At 48.4% G+C, this 23,386-nt stretch carries 27 protein-coding genes; 14 read left to right on the forward strand and 13 right to left on the reverse strand.

Going from position 1 to position 23,386, the window contains the following annotated elements; translation table 11 throughout:
• The first annotated feature begins 20 nt into the window (after positions 1–20).
• Positions 21–1,013 carry an MDR family oxidoreductase gene (locus Q9R25_RS09805; RefSeq protein WP_159563073.1) on the forward strand — a complete coding sequence of 331 codons (993 nt, stop codon included), beginning with the start codon at positions 21–23 and terminating at the stop codon, positions 1,011–1,013.
• Positions 1,014–1,080: 67 nt separating this feature from the next.
• Here the strand turns inward: Q9R25_RS09805 and Q9R25_RS09810 are convergent, their stop codons facing one another.
• The 4 genes from Q9R25_RS09810 to Q9R25_RS09825 form a co-directional block, all read right to left on the reverse strand.
• Entirely contained in the window at positions 1,081–1,425 is a 345-nt protein-coding gene (locus Q9R25_RS09810) for a YflT domain-containing protein (RefSeq protein ID WP_012727532.1), read from the reverse strand.
• Positions 1,426–1,521: 96 nt separating this feature from the next.
• The gene (locus tag Q9R25_RS09815; protein WP_196431365.1) at positions 1,522–2,979 is read right to left on the reverse strand and encodes a UDP-N-acetylmuramoyl-L-alanyl-D-glutamate--2,6-diaminopimelate ligase; all 1,458 of its coding nucleotides are present in this window, start codon (positions 2,977–2,979) and stop codon (positions 1,522–1,524) included.
• Positions 2,980–3,130: 151 nt separating this feature from the next.
• Complete coding sequence (locus tag Q9R25_RS09820; RefSeq protein ID WP_047794766.1) at positions 3,131–3,331, reverse strand: helix-hairpin-helix domain-containing protein; 201 nt, start codon at positions 3,329–3,331, stop codon at positions 3,131–3,133.
• Positions 3,328–3,561: a WYL domain-containing protein gene (locus tag Q9R25_RS09825; protein WP_074035487.1), complete on the reverse strand. Its 234-nt coding sequence runs from the start codon at positions 3,559–3,561 to the stop codon at positions 3,328–3,330. The genes Q9R25_RS09820 and Q9R25_RS09825 overlap by 4 nt, the downstream gene beginning before the upstream one ends.
• A 121-nt stretch (positions 3,562–3,682) precedes the next feature.
• On the opposite strand from Q9R25_RS09825, the gene Q9R25_RS09830 reads away from it, so the two are divergent.
• Together Q9R25_RS09830 and Q9R25_RS09835 are read left to right on the forward strand one after the other, a co-directional pair.
• A complete protein-coding gene (locus tag Q9R25_RS09830) occupies positions 3,683–3,898 on the forward strand; it encodes a hypothetical protein (protein WP_012727536.1) in 216 nt (71 codons plus the stop codon).
• Between the two features lie 155 nt (positions 3,899–4,053).
• Positions 4,054–4,359 carry an RNA polymerase sigma factor gene (locus tag Q9R25_RS09835; RefSeq protein WP_196431366.1) on the forward strand — a complete coding sequence of 102 codons (306 nt, stop codon included), beginning with the start codon at positions 4,054–4,056 and terminating at the stop codon, positions 4,357–4,359.
• Here Q9R25_RS09835 and Q9R25_RS09840 read toward each other — a convergent pair.
• Positions 4,305–5,105 carry an HAD-IIB family hydrolase gene (locus tag Q9R25_RS09840; RefSeq protein ID WP_196431367.1) on the reverse strand — a complete coding sequence of 267 codons (801 nt, stop codon included), beginning with the start codon at positions 5,103–5,105 and terminating at the stop codon, positions 4,305–4,307. The two genes, Q9R25_RS09835 and Q9R25_RS09840, sit on opposite strands and share 55 nt — an antisense overlap.
• A gap of 62 nt (positions 5,106–5,167) precedes the next feature.
• Between Q9R25_RS09840 and Q9R25_RS09845 the strand changes: the two genes are divergently transcribed.
• From Q9R25_RS09845 to Q9R25_RS09865, 5 genes are all read left to right on the forward strand, one after another.
• The gene (locus Q9R25_RS09845) at positions 5,168–5,434 is read left to right on the forward strand and encodes a hypothetical protein (RefSeq protein ID WP_196431368.1); all 267 of its coding nucleotides are present in this window, start codon (positions 5,168–5,170) and stop codon (positions 5,432–5,434) included.
• Between the two features lie 69 nt (positions 5,435–5,503).
• A complete protein-coding gene (locus Q9R25_RS09850) occupies positions 5,504–6,064 on the forward strand; it encodes an RNA polymerase sigma factor (protein ID WP_196431369.1) in 561 nt (186 codons plus the stop codon).
• Complete coding sequence (locus tag Q9R25_RS09855; protein ID WP_196431370.1) at positions 6,061–6,786, forward strand: anti-sigma factor; 726 nt, start codon at positions 6,061–6,063, stop codon at positions 6,784–6,786. The genes Q9R25_RS09850 and Q9R25_RS09855 overlap by 4 nt, the downstream gene beginning before the upstream one ends.
• A gap of 63 nt (positions 6,787–6,849) precedes the next feature.
• Positions 6,850–7,755: a Gfo/Idh/MocA family protein gene (locus Q9R25_RS09860; protein ID WP_196431371.1), complete on the forward strand. Its 906-nt coding sequence runs from the start codon at positions 6,850–6,852 to the stop codon at positions 7,753–7,755.
• A gap of 13 nt (positions 7,756–7,768) precedes the next feature.
• On the forward strand, positions 7,769–7,960 hold the full coding sequence (locus Q9R25_RS09865) for a hypothetical protein (RefSeq protein ID WP_074035480.1): 192 nt from the start codon (positions 7,769–7,771) through the stop codon (positions 7,958–7,960).
• Positions 7,961–8,003: 43 nt separating this feature from the next.
• Here Q9R25_RS09865 and Q9R25_RS09870 read toward each other — a convergent pair whose 3' ends face one another.
• Positions 8,004–8,903, reverse strand: a complete 900-nt coding sequence (locus tag Q9R25_RS09870) for a DMT family transporter (protein WP_074035478.1) — start codon at positions 8,901–8,903, stop codon at positions 8,004–8,006.
• A gap of 328 nt (positions 8,904–9,231) precedes the next feature.
• On the opposite strand from Q9R25_RS09870, the gene abc-f reads away from it, so the two are divergent.
• Positions 9,232–11,076, forward strand: a complete 1,845-nt coding sequence (abc-f, locus tag Q9R25_RS09875) for a ribosomal protection-like ABC-F family protein (protein WP_311283093.1) — start codon at positions 9,232–9,234, stop codon at positions 11,074–11,076.
• A gap of 25 nt (positions 11,077–11,101) precedes the next feature.
• Here the strand turns inward: abc-f and Q9R25_RS09880 are convergent, their stop codons facing one another.
• Entirely contained in the window at positions 11,102–11,266 is a 165-nt protein-coding gene (locus Q9R25_RS09880; RefSeq protein WP_167365511.1) for a hypothetical protein, read from the reverse strand.
• Between the two features lie 569 nt (positions 11,267–11,835).
• On the reverse strand, positions 11,836–12,684 hold the full coding sequence (locus tag Q9R25_RS09885; RefSeq protein ID WP_214690378.1) for a Cof-type HAD-IIB family hydrolase: 849 nt from the start codon (positions 12,682–12,684) through the stop codon (positions 11,836–11,838).
• 132 nt (positions 12,685–12,816) lie between these two features.
• Between Q9R25_RS09885 and Q9R25_RS09890 the strand changes: the two genes are divergently transcribed.
• From Q9R25_RS09890 to Q9R25_RS09910, 5 genes are all read left to right on the forward strand, one after another.
• Complete coding sequence (locus Q9R25_RS09890; protein WP_311283094.1) at positions 12,817–14,331, forward strand: glycine betaine uptake BCCT transporter; 1,515 nt, start codon at positions 12,817–12,819, stop codon at positions 14,329–14,331.
• Between the two features lie 139 nt (positions 14,332–14,470).
• A complete protein-coding gene (gene kynU, locus Q9R25_RS09895) occupies positions 14,471–15,745 on the forward strand; it encodes a kynureninase (protein WP_311283095.1) in 1,275 nt (424 codons plus the stop codon).
• Between the two features lie 12 nt (positions 15,746–15,757).
• The gene (gene kynA / locus Q9R25_RS09900) at positions 15,758–16,597 is read left to right on the forward strand and encodes a tryptophan 2,3-dioxygenase (protein WP_290769590.1); all 840 of its coding nucleotides are present in this window, start codon (positions 15,758–15,760) and stop codon (positions 16,595–16,597) included.
• A gap of 15 nt (positions 16,598–16,612) precedes the next feature.
• Positions 16,613–17,236: an arylformamidase gene (gene kynB, locus Q9R25_RS09905; RefSeq protein ID WP_159563083.1), complete on the forward strand. Its 624-nt coding sequence runs from the start codon at positions 16,613–16,615 to the stop codon at positions 17,234–17,236.
• A 99-nt stretch (positions 17,237–17,335) separates the two neighbouring features.
• Positions 17,336–18,664, forward strand: a complete 1,329-nt coding sequence (locus tag Q9R25_RS09910) for a sugar phosphate nucleotidyltransferase (protein ID WP_264093007.1) — start codon at positions 17,336–17,338, stop codon at positions 18,662–18,664.
• 54 nt (positions 18,665–18,718) lie between these two features.
• Here Q9R25_RS09910 and rbsB read toward each other — a convergent pair whose 3' ends face one another.
• The 5 genes from rbsB to rbsK are packed head-to-tail and all read right to left on the reverse strand — an operon-like array spanning position 18,719 to position 23,384.
• Positions 18,719–19,630 carry a ribose ABC transporter substrate-binding protein RbsB gene (rbsB, locus tag Q9R25_RS09915; RefSeq protein ID WP_031421977.1) on the reverse strand — a complete coding sequence of 304 codons (912 nt, stop codon included), beginning with the start codon at positions 19,628–19,630 and terminating at the stop codon, positions 18,719–18,721.
• 23 nt (positions 19,631–19,653) lie between these two features.
• The gene (locus Q9R25_RS09920; RefSeq protein WP_159563085.1) at positions 19,654–20,619 is read right to left on the reverse strand and encodes an ABC transporter permease subunit; all 966 of its coding nucleotides are present in this window, start codon (positions 20,617–20,619) and stop codon (positions 19,654–19,656) included.
• Position 20,620: 1 nt separating this feature from the next.
• Positions 20,621–22,099 (reverse strand): sugar ABC transporter ATP-binding protein, encoded by a 1,479-nt coding sequence (locus Q9R25_RS09925; RefSeq protein ID WP_311283096.1) that lies wholly within the window; start codon positions 22,097–22,099, stop codon positions 20,621–20,623.
• Between the two features lie 11 nt (positions 22,100–22,110).
• Entirely contained in the window at positions 22,111–22,500 is a 390-nt protein-coding gene (gene rbsD / locus Q9R25_RS09930; protein WP_012727563.1) for a D-ribose pyranase, read from the reverse strand.
• Positions 22,500–23,384, reverse strand: coding sequence for a ribokinase (gene rbsK, locus Q9R25_RS09935; protein ID WP_311283097.1), 885 nt, complete (start codon positions 23,382–23,384; stop codon positions 22,500–22,502). The genes rbsD and rbsK overlap by 1 nt, the downstream gene beginning before the upstream one ends.
• Positions 23,385–23,386: the final 2 nt, after the last annotated feature.

Here is a 23,386-nt window from a genome sequence, read left to right on the forward strand (position 1 = left end):
TAGGAAAAGAGGTTAAGCAGATGAATGAATCATTCCAAGCACTCGTGCTAGACCAACACGAGGAACGCCTTCATGCCGAAGTAAAAGAAGTGAACGCCGACGTCCTTCCGAAAGAAGAGGATGGAAACGTCTTAGTCGAAGTCCACTATTCCGCATTGAATTATAAAGACGCGCTCGGATTGACGACTTCAGGAAAAATCGTCAATCGCTATCCGTTCATTCCGGGATGCGAATTCGTTGGAACTGTCGTCGAATCAGACCACCTCGACATCAAAGTTGGCGATGAGGTGATTGCCACTGGTTTCGGGATTGGGGAACGGCATTTCGGTGGATTTAGCCAGTATGCGCAAGTACCGGGGAAATGGCTCGTGAAGTTACCTAAAGGAATGAGCATGCGAGATGCAATCGCCATCGGAACACCAGGACTCACCGCCATGCTTTCCATTGATGCACTCGAACACGCTGGTGTGCGTCCAGGCGAAGAAGTGCTCGTCACAGGAGCGACAGGTGGTGTCGGAAGCTTCGCGATTACGTTGCTTCGTCGCCTCGGCTACCATGTCGTCGCCTCCACTGGTAAAACAGATTCACCATACTTACGCTCACTCGGTGTCGAGACGATCATCGATCGAAGCGAATTAGAAGGACCTGCCCGTCCCCTTGCCAAGCAACGCTTCGATGCCGCTATCGATTCGGTCGGTGGAAATACACTCGCCAACATCTTGAGCCAGATACGATATGAAGGTGCTGTCGCCGCATGCGGTCTCGTCGGAGGCGCCGAGTTGCCGACGAGCGTTTATCCGTTTATTTTACGCGGCGTGAAGCTCATCGGCATCGATTCGGTCATGCAACCCATGGTTCGTCGTACGAACGCATGGGAACGCCTCGAAGAACTCATCGATCCGAAAGTTCTCAACGAGATGATCCATGAGATTCCGTTACACGACGTCCCTCGTCACGCCGAGGCGATGATGCGTGGCGAATTGAGCGGTCGTACCGTCGTCCGCCTTCGCTAAGCACATGAAAAGAGGCTGAATCACTCACGATTCAGCCTCTTTCCTCTCTATTCTCCATGGTGTGAAATCAGATGGTGAATCCGGCAGGTGCGTCTTTCACGACAACGAGTACCTTCCCTTGATCTAACTTTTCTTCGAGACGCTCTGATTCTTCTTTTGTGAAGCCGAGCTCCTGAAAATCGGCTCGCAGTTCATCTCCTTTTTTGCGGAACACGTTTTTGGCAGCTGTCCCCAAACCGACGTCACTTGCTGAGACGGTGTTCGCATCGGCATTGTCCGCGACACGCTTACTTCGATCATCGTCATGTGTGATGACGTAGATGTTAGATTCATCAATCCCATTTGTTTTCATCGATTGAACGGCGGTAACGACTTCTTCATCATTTGTAAATTCTTTGTACAAAACTGACATGTCTATTCTCCTCCTTCAATTCTACTACATTATTAGTTATTACCTTCCTTCCTGTTCTTCACACATTAAAAAACGATGACAAACGTCATCGTTTTGTTAAACGGCAGGTTCCTGCCCTTTTCGCTTTTTCAATTCTTCTAATAAAATGTTCGATTCATTGAATGGAATCGACTGGCGACCAATCCGTTCGATGTGGTCATGTCCTTTCCCGACGACCACGACACGCTTTCCTTCTAACGCTTGCGTGGCCGCATGGCGCAGGGCTTCTTCCCTTGCTTCAAACGTCACATACTTCACATCCGGTTGGATTCCTTTTACTAAGTCACGAATGATTTGTTTCGGGTCTTCCATGCGGATATCATGTACCGTGACAATCACCTCGTTTGAATAGCGGCTTGCGATTCGTCCCATATCTTGACGTTTCGTGGGATCTCGGTCTCCTGCCGCACTTAACACGACGACAAGTGCACGGTCGTCTTGTTGCAATGTAGACAAACATTTCTCTAGCCCGTCTGGTGTATGAGCATAGTCGATATATATCTCGGCATCCTCTGTAGCTAAACGTTCTAACCGCCCTTTTGGCAAGGTGAGTCCTGGAACATTTGAAACGATGGTCCGTAGCGCCATATCCGAAGTCGACACAAGTCCAATGGCCGCCGCTAAGTTCGCTGCGTTGAACGCCCCCATGAATCGGACGGGCACTTCGAGCTTGAACTCCTTCATACTGACGAGTACCGTTTCTTCACGCCAAATCACTTGGATGTCCGCCTCGATGTCCTCTTTTGTACTATACATAATGGCTTGACGTGTCGGCGCAAACTCAGCCATGACATGACTAGCCGGATCTTCCGCATTTAACACAATCGCCTCACCATTCGTCACTTCCACCTGTTCAAACAATCGCGCTTTGGCCCGGGCATACTCATCCATCGAACGATGATAGTCTAAATGATCATGCGTCAAATTCGTAAACGCAGCAGCATGAAAGTGTATTCCCGCTACGCGACCTTCCATTAAGGCATGCGATGATACCTCGAGTACGCAATCCGTGACGCCTGCATCGACCATCTCTGCTAATATGCGATGTAAGACGACGGCTTCTGGTGTCGTATTGGCTGTCTCAACCGTTTGATTATGAAAACGCGCGCCAATCGTACTAACGATTCCGGCACGACGTCCTGAAAGACGCAACAAATCATAAGTCAATGTCGCCGTCGTAGTTTTTCCATTCGTTCCTGTCACACCGTATATACGCATCCGATGAGAGGGATGATCATAAAATACACTCGCAACCTCTCCTGCCGTCTGTTTCGTATCGGCAACAACCACATTCGGAACATCGAGATCGAGTGGATATTCTGAGATGACCGCACTCGCACCGTTGGCGACGGCGTCCTCCGCGAACTTATGACCGTCAACCGTATAACCGCGAATGCAAATAAAGACATTCCCTGAACTGACCTTCCTGGAATCGGTTTCGACTCCGGTCACCCATGGATCAAAAATGTCATCCATCTCATTTTGTAAAATGGCGGATAAACGTTTCGTTCTCATGCTGTGTACGTCCTTTCTCATGGGTGTCGCTAGGTTCATAAAACCTTATCGTCATGTTACTAGATTTTAACGGCAATTGAGATGACAAATATATTACTTCCCGTTTTCAAAGAAAAGCAATCACTTCACAAAAAAAACCTAGACGTTGCACTCACGTACTAGGTTCCTCCATTTTGAATGCTAAATTGTATTTTAGTAGCTCCGCCTCAAGGACAAAAAGGGCATTCGGTCCGATTCCATGCCAACTCGCAACCTCACGGCGTGTATAGGGACACAATTCATGCAGAGACTCGATTCCTTTAGCGACTAGTGCCCTTTTAGCTGGCGCTGCTAACGTTGGTAAGGCAATCATCCAATCTCCGCCTTTCGCTTTCTAAATCGTCCGTTGATGGGAAGACAGGCAAGAACTTGCTCGATTCGAAACGTTCGTCTCGCTTGTTTATTCAAATCCCATGCCACCACGTACTCTCCTTGCACTTTAATCAGTTTGACCCGCCGCTCTGAAAATGTCCCATGTCGATCGACATACACCATTTCTGTGACTTGTCCCGAACGCATCCATCGTAACAATTCTTCTCTCATCCTGTTTTCCCTCCTTTATTTTCATTATACAGAACATTTGTTCCTATTTCTATTGATAAGCTGTTCGCTGATTCAAATTTCGATTATGATGAAGGAAATCAAATGAGAGAGGAAAAAACCGATGACTTATGTATTATTACTGATCTTGGCTGCCTTTTTATTCGGGGCAATGATTTTCGCTGCGCTCGCGTTACCAAACCTTCGCAACATTTTATTCAATCGTGGCAGTTTGTTCAATCAACAGAGTGAAACCGTCACTTGTCCGAAGTGTAAAACATCATTCAAACGCGCGCCGGGAGACGCACAAACTTGTCCGAATTGTTATCACACTTTTTGAATCGTTGAGGGGCATGCATATTCGACCGCAATTCTTCATATTCCTTGGTTTAAATGGGAGCAAATGAGTGAAAGAACAGAGAGGATGCTTTATCTGAGTAAAGTTCCTGATTCTTTTATCGTTGAAACCTTCATTCCATACGAAAGGAGTTGCATATGCTTCCTACACTCGATGAACGCCTGGTCGATCAAATTCGTCTTAAAAATCGCCAAGCCTTAGAACATTTATACTCACGCTATGAAAAATTACTTTATCGATATGCGCTTCATCTGAATGACCATCCTGCAACTGCAGAGGCGGCCTTGACCGATTTATTTTGTCGGATTTGGCAACAACGTCTCGATTTCAATCCACATTCCGAAACGATTCGTGCGACCCTCATCCGTTCATTAGAGGAAATCATGCACTATATGAAAGAAGACAAATCAGATTCCAACACTTCTAAAATCCCTTCTGCATAAGGTTTTGTTGTCATCTCCGGATACATCTGTTTTGCCTGTTCGGTCGCGTTGTTCACCAAGTATCCGTTCCCGACATATGCTAGCATGCTAATGTCGTTCCCACTGTCGCCAAAAGCGTACGTATCTTCTCGTGAAAAGGAAGCAGTGGCGTATACATATTCCAGGCTTGATACTTTCCCCGCATGCTTCGGATAAAAATCGACATCGAATGCATCAGCCGGGTCACCCGCTTTCGGATTGCATCGACTCATATTGACAGCAATGCCAGCTGAATCTGTCAGCATCCGAAGCGTTTCTCTCCATGAACCGACTTGGTCGCGGACATAGTAACTTCGAATCCAAGGACTCATCCCATTCCCTGGCTGTTCATCTAATTCAATATGCATCTGTCCAGTCTGTGACACGATGCGTTCCACACGTGATACAAAATCGCTCGGAAACGGTTCTTGATAAGCCTTGTCCTCAACGAACGTTCCGTCCGTCTCGATTCGATATAATTCTGTGCCAAGACTCGAGGCGATTCGATGAGGCCAAAAGCGAAGATTCGCCCGTTTTGCTTTTTCGTGTATCGACGCAAGCGAGCTCCCCGTCACCCACATCGTCGACACGCTTGACGAATGTCGTTCCAAAAAGTCCTCGAGCCGACGGACAGAAGCTAGTTGGTCAGCTGAACATGCATGTGGAAAATAGGTCTCATCAAAATCAAAACAAACAAGTGTACGTCCTTCATCTGTGAATCGCTTCATTCTATCGTCTCCTTATCGTTTTCCCTTTCCTGTATAGTACAATGAAACGGAGGAGGGATCTTATGATTCAACGTATCGCTCAAATCTATTGCCAAATGAGTAGCCTGATCACGGGATTGATCATCGTTTTCGCTTTCCTATTTGGCATTCGATCGTATTTCTTTTGGATCACGGTCAGTTCTCCTATGGTCGCCATCGGGTTGATGCTCGTGACGGCGGTCGGGCTGAGCATCATCACCTATACCTTTTCAGAGAAATTACGATTATTCATTTTTACGAAACTTCCAATCCCATCATCTACGTGTTCAATAAATAGTCACACAAAATAGGCATCCATTTTTCGATTTTATACGTTAGATCAATACAAGGGACATCCCTTCTGCGCAAAGGAGTATGTTATGACTGACTTAGAATTGTACGAGCGTGTCCGGCAAAAGGACAAAGAAGCGCTCGAAATATTGTATGATCGGTATGAGCGAATTTTATACGCCTTTGTCCTACAACTGACAAAGGATCGCGATTTAGCCGAAGAAGCCATGCAAGAAGTATTTATCAAGTTGTGGCGCGGCGGTGGCGTCTATGATGATTCGAAAGGCAAGTTCAGGTCCTGGCTCTTTACGATGAGCCGCCACGTGGCCATCGATTTGATTCGAAAGCGTAAACCTGATTTACAATTAGATGAGTCCTACGCGGAGGCCATCCCTTCTGAGTCACCATCCGTTGAAAAAGAAGTGGAGTGGCAAGAAGAACGCGCTCAAATCGAGACGGCCATGGCAACACTTCCAGCCGAACAACAGCAAGTCGTCCGACTCATGTACTTCCAAGGGCTCAGTCAGCAGAAGATCGCTGATGCATGTGGCATCCCGCTTGGTACAGTGAAAGGAAGGGTCCGACTGGCGCTGAAGCAACTGAGGAAACAGTTATCCCATGAATTCATCGGAAAGGAGGTAGAACAATGAACGCATGCGACCAATTGATTGACTATTTCAACCAACATCTATCAGAAGATGAGCGAGCGAAATTTGAACAACATCTGGCTTCGTGTAAAGATTGTCAAGAAGAGCTCGAACAACTCGAAGCACTCGTCGGTGGCGTCGCGTTCTTGTCTACTCCGATTGAACCACCCCGAGGCATGAAAGCACGTGTCCTCGATCGTGTATTCGAAGAAGAAGAAGACAATGAACCCGTGACATCTTCTGTGACATCTGATCCCGTTCCACCTGTCACACCTTTCAAAGCAAAACGAGAACGGAAAGTACCTGTCTGGGGGATGGTGACGCTCGCGGCGGCACTCCTTCTCTCTTTGATCGGAAACGGGTATCTGCTCACCAATCAACCCGACTCACCTGGCATCGCATTGACCGAGACGATTCCACTTGAGGGTGAATCTGAAGGAACCGCTTATCTTGCAGAGCAAGACGGTACGACGCAATTGATTGTCCAAACGAACGGCTTAGCTTCACTCGACGACAATGAAGTGTACCAAGTCTGGCTTTTAAAAGATAATGCTCCGATCCCAACCGGTGCCTTTGTCACAGACGACAAAGGTAACGGGACCGTCATCTATACGCTCGACTCAGATGAAGTCGACGTCGACTGGGATACGGTCGCCGTCACGAAAGAACCAAACCGTGGAAACGAGACACCACAAGGTGAAATGGTCTTAAGCGCAAGTTTATAATTCCCTAACCGGACGCATCTGCCGTCCGGTTTTTTGTTATGATGAACCAAAGGAGTGAATGGGATGCAAAAACCAAAAATCGGTATTGTCGGACTTGGAAATATCGCTCAAAAAGCGTATTTACCCATCCTTTCGATTCATCCTCGAATCGACTTGATCGGTGCCTTTTCCCCGAACACATCTAAGCGAGACATGATTTGCCAAACGTATCGAATGACCTCTTTCGACACGTTGAATGAACTCGCCTCATCCATCGATGCAGCGTTCGTACATAGTTCAACGGAAACTCATTATGACATCGTATCGTATTTATTAGAACACGGCGTCGATGTTTATGTTGATAAGCCCCTCGCCGCAACAATCGAGGAAGCGGAGCAGCTCGTCATTCAAGCCGAACGTCTTGGGCGTAAATTGATGGTCGGGTTCAATCGACGTTTCGCTCCGATGTATATGCGTCTACAAAACGAGTCCTCTGCTCACATGATTGATGTGGTAAAACATCGCGAGAATGACGTCGGCCCTAAGGATGCGACCTTCACCTTACTCGATGATTACTTACATGTCATTGATACGCTACGTTTCCTCGCTGGTAATAAGCTAACACTCGTCTCAGGTCACGTCGAAGTCAATGACAAGCATGAGCTTCGATTCGCCCGCCACGTGTGGCAAGATGAGCACGGAATGCACACGACATCGATGCACCGTTCAGCAGGAGTGAACCATGAGCACGTCTCGATCGTCCGGGATGGCGAACGATTGTCTGTCGAAGAGATGGTCACGCTACATCGTTTCAAGCAAGGTCGGCATGAGGTCGAAACGTTCGGGTCGTGGGACACGACACTCACGCAACGTGGTTTCCAGGGCGCGATTGACCACTTCATTTCCGCACTCATCGATGATACAGCGATTTCAACAGACGGTCGTGTTGCCCTTGAGACACAACGACTTGTCACAAATCTAATCAAGTGAAGGAGGGCTATATATGGATTTCTTTTTCTACATCATGGTTATGGTGATTGTCGTTTCGTCAGTCGGTGCCAATACGATTATCAAAACGAGAGAAGCACGTGTCGAAGAACGACGATTGAAGATCGAAGAAGAGAAACTCGCGATCCAACGGCTTGAACTCGAGATGAAGCGCGAACAAGACAAACTCGACCATCATGGATTTTAATCAAAAGCGGTCACCCTCCAAAATGAGGGCGACCGCTTTGCCATTACAGATGACGATTTGAAATCGGCAGTTGTTCTCTTCGTTCCGCGAGCGTCGACCACGTCACAGCCGTCATGATACAACCGGCACCGATAAAGAAGTTAAGATGGAGCGTTTCGTTCAAAACGAGCCACCCGAGCGTCCCGCCAACCAAGGGTTGAAAGAAGAAAAAGAGTGACCCGACACTCGCATCCATTAACTCGAGTCCTTTGTTCCAGAAGAAAAACGCTCCTGCCGTCGATACGACACCGATATAGAGAACACTAAGCCAAAGGACGCCATTTAACTTTGGCCAACCTGCTTGCATCACCTCTATACTCATCAAAGGCGTCATCAATAACCAGGCGACTCCAATCGCAAATGTCGTGAGCGTCAAGGTCGACAACGTCTGTGTGCCGATTTTTACATAAATCGACATGAGCGCCCACGTCACGGCAGCTAGAACAAGTATGAAACTGCCTACTCGATACGTCCCTTCCCCTTCCCAACCAACCACGATGAGAACACCGACCGTTGCCAATCCAAGTGCTCCAATCTTGACAGGAGTCAGTCGTTCCTTCAATAGGATTCGGGCAAATAACACCATGAAAGCTGGCGTCGCTGCGGTCACAAGGGACCCGGTATGTGCATCCGATAGCTTCGTTCCGATAAATTGAAACGAAATCGAGGCAACGTATCCGATGACACCGACAAGTCCGATCCATTTCCAATCTGCCCTTCGAATCGATTCTCGTCCAAACCGAAACCAAACGACGAATAAGACCATAAATGCAACAGCGTATCGTAACCAGACGAACGTGAACGGTTCAATATATGCGAGTGCATATTTACTGACCACATACATTCCTCCCCATATACTCGCCGCAAGGGTCAAACTGAGTGCTCCTAGCCATTCTTTCCTCATTTTCTCGCCTCCTCAATGGCGACTATATACGACGCCTTCGCTTCGATTCCCTCTATTTTCATTGTCAGGTAGATGAAAAACGCTTACAATCAAGATATAGATTGAATGAAAGGAGGGAGAAAGGTGAAATTTGTCGGACGTACGCATTGGACAACTGAACATTTGTACGTTTTGCGTGCGATTTTTCACGATGTCGCTTAATCAAGGGACCCGTCTGTCCTTTTTTAGACATTGCTGAATATACGACAAAGCGCCTCTCTCTTTCTAAACCGAGCGCTTCTTTGCGCTCGGTTTTTTTGATAGGCCCTAACCTTAGGAGGAACCTATTATGTTGATCGATCTTCAACACATTCAAAAACAATACGGTGGGCACGCTGTTCTCACAGATGCCAATTTATTCATGAACGAAAATGAACGAGTCGGGCTCGTTGGTCGAAACGGCAGTGGCAAAACGACGCTATTGCGCATCATTGTCGGCTCCGAAGAACATGACGATGGAACGATTTACCGTCGACAAAGACTTTCCGTCGGTTATTTGGTCCAGCTTCCCGACTATCCCGGACGAAGTGGTCGTGAGGTCCTCTACACTGCTTTTGAGGAAGTGATTCGTCTAAGCGAAAAGATGGCTCATCTCGAGCAAGAAATGGCGACGTCCAAACAACTAGAACGTCTTCTCGAATCATACGGTGCTATCCAAGAACAATTCGAACATGCGGGTGGATATGTCTACGAGTCAAAAATCAGCGCAATGATTGATGGACTCAAATTGACCTCATTCGCGGACCAACCGTTTGATACGCTAAGCGGTGGCGAGCGTACAAAAATCGGTCTCGCCTTGGCGCTTCTTCAGGAACCAGAGCTACTCATTTTAGATGAACCGACGAACCATCTAGATTTAGAAGCGATGACATGGCTCGAATCCTATTTACAGGATTATGCTTCAGCGCTCCTCATCGTCTCCCATGACCGGGTCTTCTTAGATGCGGTCGCCACGCGAATCGTCGAGTGCGAGGATGGAGAATTGACGAGTTATCCTGGGAATTATACGGACTTCGTTGCCCAAAAAGAAAAACAGTTGCTTGACCAGTTTCATGCTTACACGGAGCAACAGAAGAAAATCAAAAAAATGAAAGAAACGATTCGACAGTTGCGGCAATGGGCCAACGAGGGCAATCCACCGAATGAAAAGTTCTATCGTCGCGCCAAATCGATGGAAAAGGCTCTCGAACGAATTGAACGAATCAAACGACCACAACTCGAAGCCGAGCAACCGAATATCCAGTTCACGACGAACGGGCGAACCGGGCGCGACGTCTTCGAAGTAAATGATATGACACTTATCTATGATCGTCCTCTATTTGAAGACGTGCACTTCTACACAGGGCACGGGGAACGCGTCGCCATCGTCGGACCGAACGGGAGTGGAAAGTCTTCGCTTTTGAAAATATTGCTCGGTGAAGTTATCCCGCAAGCCGGAACCGTAAGGCGAGCCGACCAAGCCAAAATCGGCTATCTATCGCAACACATCACATTCGACGAATCTCATCGCTTAATCGAGGCGTTTCGGGACCGGATCGCAGTCGATGAAGGCAAAGCGAGACACCTTCTCGCTCAATTTCTGTTTTACGGCGCGAGTGTGTTTAAACCGGTCACGAATTTGAGCGGCGGGGAGAAGATGCGACTCATGCTTGCCATCCTCGTCCATGAAGAAATCAATGTCCTTGTCCTAGATGAGCCGACGAACCACCTCGATATCGAATCGAGAGAGGCACTTGAAGAGGCACTCGAACGTTTCCCTGGAACGGTCGTTACGGTTTCCCATGACCGCTACTTCTTGAATAAGCTGTTCCCTATCACGTATTGGCTCGACGGGACGATGACACGTTTCGAAGGTAACGTCGCCTATGCCCTCGACAAACGTGGACAGGAATCGAAAGATGAACCTAAAACGGAACACATCAAACCATCAAAATCGCTGAAGCAGACGAAACCTGCTCCATCTACGGTTGATGAGGAAACTCACCTAACCCAATTAGAGACAGAACATCGGGCACTGCTCCAACGGATGAATGAATTGGATGACCTTGATGAATTGATGGCGTTACAACGACAAGTTGATGCATTGCAAAAAGAAATCGATGACGTGATGACACGTTTGCTCGAATCTTTATAACCTAATATAGAGAAGCGGCACCCAATCAAGGGCGCCGCTTCTTTTGCTCGAATCGAATCTGTATGAAATAGCCGATGACCGCGATAGCCATCAACCCAATTGGGAGTATGCGGTAAAGACCTTCCATCGTTCCCGTTGTCAAAAGAATCACTCCACTAAGGAACGTTCCGAACCAATATAGCTTTGGCATATGATCCCTCCATCGGTTGCATTCACTCAATAGGATACCACAAGAAAAGCGCCCTCACTCGGCGCTTTTCTTGATTCTCTAGTCCCCGGACTTTCATCCAACCAAGCCCTTGCTCGATTGACCGTCCCATCCATGATTTGGTTCGACTAGAGATGTCCAAGCCAACGTGACGCATCATTCCAATCCGTTCATCGTCCATTGGTTCACCAATTGTTTTTCATTCGAAAACATGAAATCGAATAGGTGACTCATAGACATTTTGATTGAATGGGCACGAGAGGACTTGGCACCTATGATGTCCACTTCTGACGCGGATCATGTGGAATTCCGTATACAAACAGTCTGTCTGGTATGCTTGCTCCGATGGCAAGCAGAGGCCGACGTATCATCGTTTGGAATACACGATTCACGTTCATATGGACTTTGCCCATCCCTTTCATCCATAAGCGACAGGTGACGAAAGTGCCTCCCCGTTCCCCGACTCATTTCAGAAAGTGAATGGTTACATGTATACAATATCCGTTTTAAGTGAGATTCAATCCTCGTTCACGATTTCTCCATAATCCATTTTATACATAATGCGTCAGCGCGTAAGCGACCCCGTCCTCTTCCACATCCTTTGTAATATGCGTGCTTAAATCTTTTAACGGATCCACAGCATTCCCCATCGCAATCCTTATTTCTGCCACTTCGAACATCGACACATCATTCAGATTGTCTCCGATGGCGACGACATCACGCATCGGAATCTGTTCATGCTCAGCTAGCTGTTTCAAGGCTGCGCCTTTACTCGCATGAGGATGTCCGATTTCAATTTTCGTCCACCCCGCAGTCGTAATCAAAATATCGTTCCGTGGTTCATAGATTTTACGCAACCGGTGTAGCTTTCGGCGATCGAACGAATAGACAAACACCTTGTACACTTCATCTCGTGCAAAGTCGATGTCTGCCATCGAATCCATATACGTCAGACCGAATTGCTCATTTTGAATTTCAATCTCACGTTCCGCCCACTCGCGAGTGAACGATTGATCGTGTGGCAACACCTCATCGAGTTCCCGCTTCAGTAAATCGCTTCCTGAACGGAGAACCTTCACTCCCGCATTCGTATAAAATTCAACGTACGCATCGTCCGCATCAGCGATTTCCCACAGTTCATTTACGATTGTCTGATCCATCGCATGATAGTAAATTCGCTCGTTCTCATAGAACCCGATTGCTCCGTTACCTGACAAAATCGGACAGATGAGGTCACTTCGCTTCAACAGCTCCTCGATATCATGAATCGAACGTCCTGAACAAATCGCAACGATATCACCATTATCTTGCCGACGACGAATCGCCTCCTGGTTTGCCTCTGTTATCACGCCTGTGCGCGATAACAGCGTCCCGTCTAAATCAATCGCAATCAATTTCATATCGTTCCCTCCTCTTTGGTTCTTTTCCCGATTCAACTATACAAAACACGATGAAATGCGTCTCCTGTTTGCAATGTGGAGATTAGGGAACCGTTTATTAATGCTACATAATTTTTTTGAAAGGGGACATCTATGAAGGATTCTAAACAAAAGCCACGTTTGAATCGCGTCTTTTACATCTCAGCAAGTTTGATCGCCTTACTCGTTCTATTCGGAGCCATTGCCCCAACATCATTCGCTTCAATCGCAGGATCTATTTTTAACTTTACAACTCGCTCGTTCGGTTGGTTCTATTTACTTTCCGTATTCTTGTTTGTGCTCTTTTTAGTCTTTTTAGCGTTCAGTAAATACGGAAAAATCCGTCTCGGGAAGGATGACGATCGCCCTCAATATCCGTTCTTTACTTGGATCGGCATGTTATTCTCCGCGGGATTCGGTGTCGGACTCGTCTTTTGGGGTGTTGCCGAGCCGATGAGTCATTTCTTTACGCCACCTTATACGGATACGGAGGCATTGACGGTCGAAGGGGCACGCCTCGCGATGGCCTATTCGTTCTTCCATTGGGGTGTCAGTCAATGGTCTGTCTTTGCGATTGTCGGACTGATCATCGCCTATTTCCAGTTTCGTCGTAATGCGGACGGGCTCATCTCGACTAGCCTCTCACCACTTATAAAAGAACGACCGTACAAACAACCGTTGAACCAGACGATTGATATTTTAGCGGTCATTGCCACCGTCATGGGTGTCGCGACGTCGCTTGGTTTAGGTGTTCTTCAAATCAATGGCGGACTGAACAGCGTGTTCGGGCTCCCGAACACCGCTTGGATGCAAGTCGCCATCATCGTCGTCTTGACCGCTCTCTTTTTAACATCGACGACGACAGGGCTCGATCGTGGCATCAAGTGGTTGAGTAACATCAACTTAGGTACCGCACTCGTGTTGATGGTCTTCGTCTTCTTTGCCGGTCCTACCATTTTCATTTTAGAAACCTTGACGCTCGGTCTAGGTGACTACTTACAAAATTTCATTCGCTATAGTCTTCGTCTACAACCGTATCAACAGGGGACGTGGGTCCGGGATTGGACAATCTTTTATTGGGCATGGGCCATCGCCTGGTCCCCATTTGTCGGAGCGTTCGTCGCACGTGTCTCACGAGGACGTACCATTCGTGAATTCATCGTCGGTGTCCTCATCGTTCCTCCGTTCATTGCGCTCCTTTGGATTGCTGTATTCGGGGGCACTGCCCTACATCTAGATTTATTCGAAGGGACTTCCATCGCTGAAGCCGTCAATGCGGACGTGACGAGCGCATTGTTCGTGACGTTTGCCGAGCTCCCGTTTAGTTTTATCCTCTCCGTCTTGTCGATTCTCTTGATTTTGACGTTCTTGATCACGTCGGCCGATTCTGCCACCTACATCATCAGTAGTATGACGACGAACGGTAGCTTGAATCCGCCCCTCCCCGTTCGAATCGCTTGGGGAGTTCTGTTAGGAGGAATCGCTGCCGTCTTGTTGATTGCGAGTGGCTTAGAAGGACTTCAAACTGCGTCGTTGATTTCCGCCTTGCCCTTCACGATTATTCTTCTGCTGATGGTGTTCACATTATTTAAGTTACTCCGACAAGAGAACGTACGAAAAATAAAATAAGCTGTATTTTTAAACGCTCGGGAAGATCCTTGAGCGTTTTTTAGTTTGACTCGCCGACATCTTGTTGTTTGTTGACTTCCTTATGTCCGATTGCTACGATTTTGACAACGTATAAGCTTTAAAGGGGGATTATGGGGAGATGAACGATTTCACACGTGCTTACGCACAACAACTAGACAAACAAGACCCGCTCGCATCATATCGGGAAGAATTTTACTTACCGGAAGACGGGATTTATATGGATGGGAATTCACTCGGGCTCTTATCGAAACGAGCCGAGCGTACGCTCCTTGAATCGCTCGCGGACTGGAGAGAGCTCGGGATCGATGGTTGGATGTCCGGTCGCCATCCTTGGTTCAACTTGTCCGAAGAGCTGGCTGCATTGAACGCGCCGCTCATCGGTGGAAAGTCGGAAGAAGTAATGGTCACCGGTTCGACGACCGTGAACTTGCATCAACTTGTCGCTTCGTTTTTCAAACCAGAAGGCAAACGAACGAAGATTTTGGCAGACGCCCTCACGTTCCCGTCTGATATTTACGCCTTGAAGAGTCAGCTCGAACTTCGTGGACTCGACCCATCAGAGCACCTCGTCCAAGTCAACAGTCCAGATGGGCGCTTCTTAGCAGAAGACGACTTGATTGCCGCGATGACTGACGAAATCGCCCTCATCGTATTACCGACCGTCCTCTATCGGAGTGGTCAGATTTTAGATATGGCTCGTCTAACGAAAGCGGCACACGAGCGTGGAATTTTGATCGGCTTCGATGCCTGTCACTCCGTCGGCGCCATCCCTCATGACTTCCACGACTGGGGTGTCGACTTCGCATACTGGTGCAACTATAAACATTTGAACGGGGGTCCGGGAACGGTCGGGGGCTTATTCGTTCATGAACGTCACTTCGGCACGACACCTGGACTCGCCGGATGGTTCGGTTCGCGCAAAGATAAACAGTTCGATATGGACCATACGATGACACCGGCCGAACATGCCGGTGCGTTCCAAATCGGAACACCACACGTTATGAGTCTTGCTCCTCAACTTGGCGCGCTTGAGATGTTCAACGAGGTCGGGATGGAAGCGATTCGTCAAAAATCACTCGCGCTCACGACGTATATGATGGATTTGATCGAAGAGATGCTCGCACCTCACGGATTCTTCATCGGTAGCCCGACTGACACACGACAGCGCGGCGCTCATTTGAGCCTCGAGCATCCCGAAGCGGCACGCATCTGTAAAGCGTTGAAGAAACATCACATCATCCCTGACTTCCGCGCACCGAATATCATCCGTCTCGCACCGGTCGCACTATATAATACGTTTACCGACGTATATGACGTGATCTTGACGTTGAAGAAAATCATGGACGACAAAGAATATGAGGCGTTCGAGAACGTCCGCGAAGTGGTCGCATAAGGGGGAACTGTCATGAGTGAACGCACAGAACATAAAGTAGAAAAATCGATTCAAACGGATTTCTCAAAAGACATGTCGTACGGGGACTATCTCCAACTCGACCCGATTTTATCAAGTCAACATCGCCTTTCTGACCATCATGATGAGATGCTGTTCATCATCATCCACCAGACGAGCGAGTTGTGGATGAAACTCATTTTGCATGAATTGACAGCAGCCACGACGGCCATCACGAACGGCGAACTCGAACGTTCGTTCAAGATGCTCGCCCGCGTCTCGAAGATTCAGCAACAACTCATCCAGTCATGGGGCGTTCTCGCGACGTTGACGCCGGCCGAGTATTTAGAGTTCCGAGACCAACTCGGCTCGTCCTCTGGTTTTCAATCTTACCAGAACCGACAAATCGAATTCGCGCTCGGCTTCAAAAACGCACGGACGCTCAGTGTTTACGCGCACGATAAAAAACTGTATCCATTGCTCGAAGGCTCGCTACAAGCTCCTAGTATTTACGATGTGACCGTCCGCGAAATGCATCGCCGCGGTCTTCCGATTGATGCGAGTGTACTCGAACGTGATGTCACTCAGGACTGGGAATGGAACGAGAGTGTTGAAAAAGCGTGGGTCGAGGTCTATCGAGACGTCGACACGTATTGGGACTTATATGAGCTCGGTGAAAAGCTACTCGATATCGGTAGCCAGCAACAGATGTGGCGCTTTAACCATATGAGCACCGTGGAACGCATTATCGGACAGAAGATGGGGACAGGTGGTTCGTCTGGCGTGAACTATTTACGTCGCGTGCTCGACCATCGCTTCTTCCCAGAACTGTGGACGGTCCGGACATCACTATAAGGGGAGCTGAACAAAATGACTTGGATTGATGTATCACAGCCACTTCATGCCGATGTTGCGACATGGCCGGGAGATACAAAATTTTCGTATGAAATCGCGTGGCCGATGGCAGAGAGTGGTTCGGTCAATGTCGGGAAGATGACATTGAGTTTACATCTCGGGACCCACATCGATGCACCGTTTCATTTTGACGACCATGGGAAGCGCGTGATCGACCTCGATCCGTCCGTATATATCGGACCAGCCCGTGTTATTCATCTACCGCATAAGGCAAAGATTGAAGCATCTGATTTGGATGGTCACGATTTGACTGGGGTGGAACGCCTCATCTTAAAAACGGATGGTTGGCCCGATAAGAGCGTCTTCCCAGAGACGATTCCTGAACTGACACCCGCTCTTGCCGATCGTCTCGGAGAACTCGGAATCTTCTTGATCGGACTCGACTTACCGTCCGTTGATGCGATTGACAGTAAAGAGATGAGCGGCCATCACGCGTTAGCACGAAATGGTGTGCATATCCTAGAAGGACTCGTTTTAGACAATATCTTACCGGGAGATTACGATTTGAATGCCGTCCCTCTCCCAATCGTCGAAGGGGATGGAAGTCCCGTTCGCGCATTGCTTCGCCCTATATTGTAAAGAGATAGCCGGAATCGGCTGTCTCTTTTTTGATTAGACAGGGATAGTCCGACGTTTGGCGAAATAGATGAGAAACTCTATTTGAAGAGAGGACATTCGATGAAGATTCTATTATTATCTGGCGGTGATGGAAAAAGACTATGGCCACTTTCGAACAATTCGAATGCCAAACAATTCATTCGTTTATTGCCTAGCAGAGATGGAACGAAACAATCAATGCTTGAAAGAGTTTATAATCAACTAAAAACACAAGATTTAGACACTAACGCTTTCATTATCACAAATGTTCAGCAAAAAGATTGTGTCATTCATCAAGTTGGTACAGATACTAATATCATTTCCGAACCAACTCGTCGTGATACATTTCCCGCTATCGTTCTCGGGGCAAGCTATTTAAACGAGCAACATGTGCCTCTGGATGAAACGGTACTTGTGATGCCGGTCGATGCTTACGTCGACCTCCGCTTCTTTGAATATTTCCCTCAAGTCGATGAAGCAGTCCAAGCGAACGATGATGCTTTGCATCTAATTGGGGTCACACCCCTTCATCCGACATCAAAATACGGATATATCGTTCCAGACGAGACGGCCCAAATGTCCTCGGTTCGCCTATTTCAGGAAAAACCGACCGTCGATGTAGCAGAACAGTTGATTGGACAAGGTGCCCTTTGGAACTGTGGAATCTTTGCTTGCAAGTTACATCTGTTACTTGATGAACTAGCAGAACGAAACTTACCGACAACTTATTCAGACCTCACTTCACGCTATGACGAATTAGAAAAGACTTCGTTTGACTATGCCGTTGTCGAACATGCAGAGTCGGTATTCGTTCACCGCTACGATGGCGATTGGAAAGACTTAGGAACATGGAACACATTGACTGAAGAAATGACGTCCACAACTCACGGTCAAGTCGAACTGTTCGAATCGACGAACACGCATGTGATCAATGAATTGAACCTTCCTTTGATTGGGATTGGGCTAGAAGACCTTGTCGTCGCCGTCAACGCGGATGGAATTCTCGTCTCGAAGAAAGAGGCGACCCCGCAGCTGAAAGATTATCTCGCCTCATCCGACGACTATCCAAAATTCAAATGGAAGCGATGGGGGCAGTCGGAAGTCATCCATCATGAGACACTCGCCGATGGGCATCACAGTGTGACACGTCGCATGCTCGTTCAAGCAGGGAAAGAACTCAGTTACCATTATCATGAAGAGACCGATACAATTTGGACGATTCTCCAAGGCACAGCAATCGTGACGATTGATGGAGAATCATTTGAGGTAAGACCGACCAATGCCATCTCAATTCAACGCGGAAAAGCACATATGTTAAAAGCAAGCGAAACCGTCATTTTAATAGAAGTGCAGTACTCTTTAAAATATATGAACAACGATACACAATTTCTCATTTCCCCATATAAATAAAAATGACCTCACGAGCTCTACCCGAAATCAAGGCATCGTGAGGTTTCTTCTTACTTATTTGATTAATTCGAGTTCGACCGGAATGTTTTCCTCCACTGTTTCACCTTTCAGATGATTGATTGCCGCTTCTACACCCAACTTCCCAATCTCAGCGGGCTTTTGTGCAACCGTAGCTGCCATCGTCCCACCTTCGACCGCTTTGACGGCATCGTCTGTCGCATCGAATCCGATGACTTTCACGTCACTCATTCCAGCCGCTTCGAGTGCTTGAACGGCACCGAGTGCCATCTCATCGTTATGTGCGAATACAGCGACGATGTCTTTATTGTCCTGTAAGATGTTCTCCATGACCGTCAATCCTTCTGCACGGTCAAAGTTTGCCGATTGTTTTGCCACGACTTCCAATTTCCCATCGATGGCTTCGTTGAATCCTTGTCCGCGGTCACGTGTCGCAGACGCTCCTGGAATCCCCTCGAGCTCGACGACTTTTTGCCCTTCGCCTACGAGTTCGACCATGTAGTCACCCGCCAACTGTCCACCTGCGACGTTATCTGATGCCACGTGGGCGACGACGTCCCCTGTTTCAGCGTTACGGTCTACCGTGATGACGGGAATGCCCGCATCGTTTGCTGCCTGTACTGCCGCGCCGACCGCTTCTGAATCCGTCGGGTTGATGAGAATCAAATCCATCCCCTTTTGAATCATATCTTCGACGTCATTCACTTGCTTCGCCGCGTCGTTTTGCGCATCCGCTACCGTCAACGTCGCATCCATTTCGTTCGCCTGTTCTTCTGCGCCTTCTTTCAGTGCGACGAAGAACGGGTTATTCAATGTTGAGATCGATAAGCCGATTTCATAATCGCCATCTTTCGTTTCCGTTTCAGACGATGACCCCGGTTGTTCAGTCGAGCAAGCTGCCATCAGTACCATTGTCAGTGCGAGTAGCCAAGCTGTCCATTTTTTCATGTTCCGTTTTCCCCTTTCGCGTGTTACGCGTTTTGTCGACGATCAAGCAATACTGCAAACAATATAACTGCACCTTTTACGACGAGTTGGAAGAATGATGATACGCCAAGAAGGTTCAATCCGTTATTTAATGTTCCGATGATCAACGCCCCAATCAACGTCCCGACAATCCAGCCACGACCACCCGCAAGACTCGTTCCCCCGAGAACGACCGCTGCGATGGCATCGAGTTCATACGACGTTCCTGCTGTAGGTTGTGCGGAATTGAGACGTGACGTCAAGATGATGCCAGCGAGTGCCGCAAGCATACCGGATAGCGAATAAATCATGATTTTGACTTTATTGACGCCAATCCCCATCAATTTAGCCGCTTCTTCATTCCCACCAATCGCATACGTATGACGACCAAATGTCGTCTTCTTCAAGATGAAGTAAAGGACACCGAATGCGAGTAGCATCGTCAATGCCGGCACCGGAATGATCCAGAAATAACCACGTCCGAGCATCTCGAACCAACCGGAATTCCCGAGACCTGTAATCGGTCTTCCGTCCGTATAGACTAGCGTCAATCCCCGATAAATGGTCATCGTAGCCAATGTCGCGATGAACGGTGCCACTTTTCCGTACGTGATGACCGCCCCGTTGAACGCTCCGAGAACGGCACCTGCAATCAAGCCGAGTGCAACGGCCATAACCGCATGTTGACCGTCCACCATCATGCCTGCCACCAGTGCAGAAGCGAGCGCCAAAATCGAACCGACCGATAAATCGATGCCCCCTGTCAAGATGACAAACGTCATCCCGAAGGCAATCAAGGCATTGATCGACACTTGGCGGAGTACGTTAAAGATATTATTTAATGATAAAAATCCTGGTTCGAGCGCCGTCACGACGACGACGATGACGAGTAGACCGAACAGCGGTCCTAATTTTTGTCCCCATCCGAGTCGACCTGGGCGCTTCAGCGAAGTTGTTGCTTTCAATTCCATATCATTGCCCTCCTGTCGCATACGTCATTACTTTTTCTTGTGTCGCCTCTTCTTTCGTGAGCGTTCCGGTTACGACACCTTCCCGCATGACGACGATCCGATCACTCATCCCAAGCACTTCCGGTAAATCAGAAGAGACCATGATGATGGCGACACCTGATTCCGCGAGATTGCTCATGATATTGTAAATCTCTTTCTTAGCACCGACGTCGACGCCTCGGGTTGGTTCATCCAAAATCAAGACGTCCGGTTCGACACCTAACCATTTACCGAGCACAACCTTCTGTTGATTCCCACCAGACAGCGACTTCACTTTTTGTTCCATCGAATGATGTTTGACCCGCAATTTTTGTAAGTATGTCTCGGCGAACGTCTCCTCCTGTTGCTTCGAGATGACCGATCCTTTTGCTCGTTTATCAAGTGTCGGGAGCGACAGGTTTTCTCTTAGCGAGAAATCGAGGAGTAAGCCCTCTCCTTTTCGGTCCTCTGTCAAAAACGCGATACCGTGCTTGATGGCGTCGGCTGGGGTCTTGATTCGAATCGGTTTCCCATTCAGTTTAATGACCCCCCCTTTGTGGGTGTCTGCTCCGAATAGCGCACGCATCACCTCGGTACGCCCCGCTCCCATCAATCCAGAAAACCCAACGATTTCTCCGGCACGAACGTTGAACGATACGTTGTGGAACCGGTTACCTATTAAATCATCCACCTCGATCACGACGTCCCCAAGTGTAGCGGTACGCGTCGGATAGCGTTCTCCAATCTCGCGACCGACCATATCGCGCACCGTTTCCTCAAATGAGGTGTCCTGAATCATGCGAGTCGAAATGGATTGTCCATCCCGAAGTACCGTGATCCGATCACATAAGTCAAAAATTTCTTCCATTCGGTGTGAGATATAGATGATGGATACACCTTGATCACGCAAGGCCCGTGACACTGCGAAGAGTGCCTGGATTTCACGATCCGTCAAGGCGGCCGTCGGTTCATCCATGACGATGACCTTCGCATCCGTCATGAGCGCCTTGGCAATCTCAATCATCTGTTGCTGACCGACCGACAAATTGCGCGCCACTTCATCGACATCCATGAACACGTTCAATTCAGCCAAGTATTCTCGGGCACGTCTGGTCATTTCCTGCTGTTTGACCATCCCGAACGGTCCCGTCAGTTCTCGACCTAAAAACAGATTTTCTGTCACCGTCATCTCCGGTAAGATGTTGAGCTCCTGATGGATGAAGGCGATGCCTTCTTGCTCCGCTTCTTTTGGGTGCTTGAATTGACGTTTCGCGCCGTCGATGAGAATCTCGCCTTCATCCTGTGCATACAGACCGGTCATCACCTTCATCAATGTCGACTTCCCGGCCCCGTTCTCGCCCATAAGGGCATGAATCTCTCCAGGCAACAGTTCGAAATCGACTCCTTTTAAGACGGAGACTGGTCCGAACGACTTATGGATGCCTTTCAACTGAATATGCATCGAATCCCCCCTTAAAAAATGACCCCGGCATGTAAGATGACGTTGGCGTAAGGTGTCGCTTCCCCAGTTCGAATGACCACTTTCGCTTTTGCGACCTCCCGTTTGAAGTCTTCATGCGAACACATGTCGATGCTCGTGTACCGTTCTTTCAGTGAATCCGCAATCGTCGAGTTGTGTGTGAGGATTTCCTCAGCAATCGTGATGCGCTCTACGACCAAATCCGATTCGACGACATCGAGCACCTCAAGAAAGGAAGGTTCCCCGATGCGGAGACTAAGATCGACCCGCTTGACCCCGTCTGGAATCGGTAGCCCACAATCGGCGATGACGACGCGATCCGTATGCCCGAGGTCGGCAAAGATTTTTGCTAAATGACTATTCAAAATTCCTTGTTTTTTCATCACACGCGCTCCAATCGTTGTTGTACATCTTGTCGTGTCGGCATACCACCTTGTGCACCGAAGCCTTCGACACTCATGCCGGATGCGACTACGGCAAACCGTACGGCCGTCTCCAAATCGTCTTGTTCGATGAGGGAGACAGCGAGTGCACCGTTGAACGTGTCACCTGCTCCTGTTGTGTCGACGACGTTTGCTCGGATGGCTGGCACATGACGGACGTCTCGTCCGTCATGGAATCGAACGCCATGGACGCCTTCCGTGACGAGTAACTTGTTCGGATAACGTTTGAGAACATCATCTACGGACATTCCGTTGAATAAGTCACGGCATTCATGTTCGTTCGGCGTTAAATACGTGACGTCCTCAATCACTTCTGGTGGAAGCAGTTGAGACGGTGCCGGATTGAGTAGCACCGGAATCCCTTTCTCTTTACAGTAAGCGGTCACTTGTTTTACCGTCTCGATTGGAATTTCGAGTTGCAGGAGCACGAACGCCTGCTCGTCGAGAAAATGTTCGAGCTCCTCATCCGTGAAAACGACTCGTTTGTTCGCCGATTGGACGACGACAATCGAATTATCCCCTTCTGCTAATACGATATGGGCCGTACCCGTCACTTCCTCCGGTATAATCTGAACATGCGTGACATCGACATCGTGTCGTTTGAAGTTTTCAACAACCTGTTGACCGAACGGATCACTTCCCACGCAACCGACCATCTGAACAGTGCCGCCTAATTTGGAGGCAGCGACCGCTTGGTTCGCACCTTTTCCCCCTGGAACGGTGCGGAACGACTCACCGATGACCGTTTCTCCGGCTTGTGGCCGTTTGTCGGATGTGACGACAAGATCCATCGATATACTGCCAATGACAACAATGCGTTTCATTC

The organism is Exiguobacterium sp. BG5(2022) (assembly GCF_031844365.1).
GTDB classification, from domain to species: Bacteria; Bacillota; Bacilli; order Exiguobacteriales; family Exiguobacteriaceae; genus Exiguobacterium; species Exiguobacterium profundum.

Coding starts and splice junctions, on each gene's coding strand:
- Q9R25_RS09885 (WP_214690378.1), bottom strand. CDS start 12,684: ATGAAATTGATTGCGATTGATTTAGACGGGACGCTGTTATCGCGCACA.
- Q9R25_RS09860 (WP_196431371.1), top strand. CDS start 6,850: ATGCAAAAACCAAAAATCGGTATTGTCGGACTTGGAAATATCGCTCAA.
- Q9R25_RS09840 (WP_196431367.1), bottom strand. CDS start 5,105: ATGAAGCGATTCACAGATGAAGGACGTACACTTGTTTGTTTTGATTTT.
- kynA (WP_290769590.1), top strand. CDS start 15,758: ATGAGTGAACGCACAGAACATAAAGTAGAAAAATCGATTCAAACGGAT.
- Q9R25_RS09810 (WP_012727532.1), bottom strand. CDS start 1,425: ATGTCAGTTTTGTACAAAGAATTTACAAATGATGAAGAAGTCGTTACC.
- abc-f (WP_311283093.1), top strand. CDS start 9,232: ATGTTGATCGATCTTCAACACATTCAAAAACAATACGGTGGGCACGCT.
- kynU (WP_311283095.1), top strand. CDS start 14,471: ATGAACGATTTCACACGTGCTTACGCACAACAACTAGACAAACAAGAC.
- Q9R25_RS09855 (WP_196431370.1), top strand. CDS start 6,061: ATGAACGCATGCGACCAATTGATTGACTATTTCAACCAACATCTATCA.
- Q9R25_RS09820 (WP_047794766.1), bottom strand. CDS start 3,331: ATGATTGCCTTACCAACGTTAGCAGCGCCAGCTAAAAGGGCACTAGTC.
- rbsD (WP_012727563.1), bottom strand. CDS start 22,500: ATGAAAAAACAAGGAATTTTGAATAGTCATTTAGCAAAAATCTTTGCC.
- Q9R25_RS09825 (WP_074035487.1), bottom strand. CDS start 3,561: ATGAGAGAAGAATTGTTACGATGGATGCGTTCGGGACAAGTCACAGAA.
- Q9R25_RS09865 (WP_074035480.1), top strand. CDS start 7,769: ATGGATTTCTTTTTCTACATCATGGTTATGGTGATTGTCGTTTCGTCA.
- Q9R25_RS09850 (WP_196431369.1), top strand. CDS start 5,504: ATGACTGACTTAGAATTGTACGAGCGTGTCCGGCAAAAGGACAAAGAA.
- Q9R25_RS09920 (WP_159563085.1), bottom strand. CDS start 20,619: ATGGAATTGAAAGCAACAACTTCGCTGAAGCGCCCAGGTCGACTCGGA.
- Q9R25_RS09845 (WP_196431368.1), top strand. CDS start 5,168: ATGATTCAACGTATCGCTCAAATCTATTGCCAAATGAGTAGCCTGATC.
- Q9R25_RS09835 (WP_196431366.1), top strand. CDS start 4,054: ATGCTTCCTACACTCGATGAACGCCTGGTCGATCAAATTCGTCTTAAA.
- Q9R25_RS09925 (WP_311283096.1), bottom strand. CDS start 22,099: ATGCATATTCAGTTGAAAGGCATCCATAAGTCGTTCGGACCAGTCTCC.
- Q9R25_RS09880 (WP_167365511.1), bottom strand. CDS start 11,266: ATGCCAAAGCTATATTGGTTCGGAACGTTCCTTAGTGGAGTGATTCTT.
- Q9R25_RS09830 (WP_012727536.1), top strand. CDS start 3,683: ATGACTTATGTATTATTACTGATCTTGGCTGCCTTTTTATTCGGGGCA.
- Q9R25_RS09805 (WP_159563073.1), top strand. CDS start 21: ATGAATGAATCATTCCAAGCACTCGTGCTAGACCAACACGAGGAACGC.
- Q9R25_RS09815 (WP_196431365.1), bottom strand. CDS start 2,979: ATGAGAACGAAACGTTTATCCGCCATTTTACAAAATGAGATGGATGAC.
- Q9R25_RS09910 (WP_264093007.1), top strand. CDS start 17,336: ATGAAGATTCTATTATTATCTGGCGGTGATGGAAAAAGACTATGGCCA.
- rbsK (WP_311283097.1), bottom strand. CDS start 23,384: ATGAAACGCATTGTTGTCATTGGCAGTATATCGATGGATCTTGTCGTC.
- Q9R25_RS09870 (WP_074035478.1), bottom strand. CDS start 8,903: ATGAGGAAAGAATGGCTAGGAGCACTCAGTTTGACCCTTGCGGCGAGT.
- rbsB (WP_031421977.1), bottom strand. CDS start 19,630: ATGAAAAAATGGACAGCTTGGCTACTCGCACTGACAATGGTACTGATG.
- kynB (WP_159563083.1), top strand. CDS start 16,613: ATGACTTGGATTGATGTATCACAGCCACTTCATGCCGATGTTGCGACA.
- Q9R25_RS09890 (WP_311283094.1), top strand. CDS start 12,817: ATGAAGGATTCTAAACAAAAGCCACGTTTGAATCGCGTCTTTTACATC.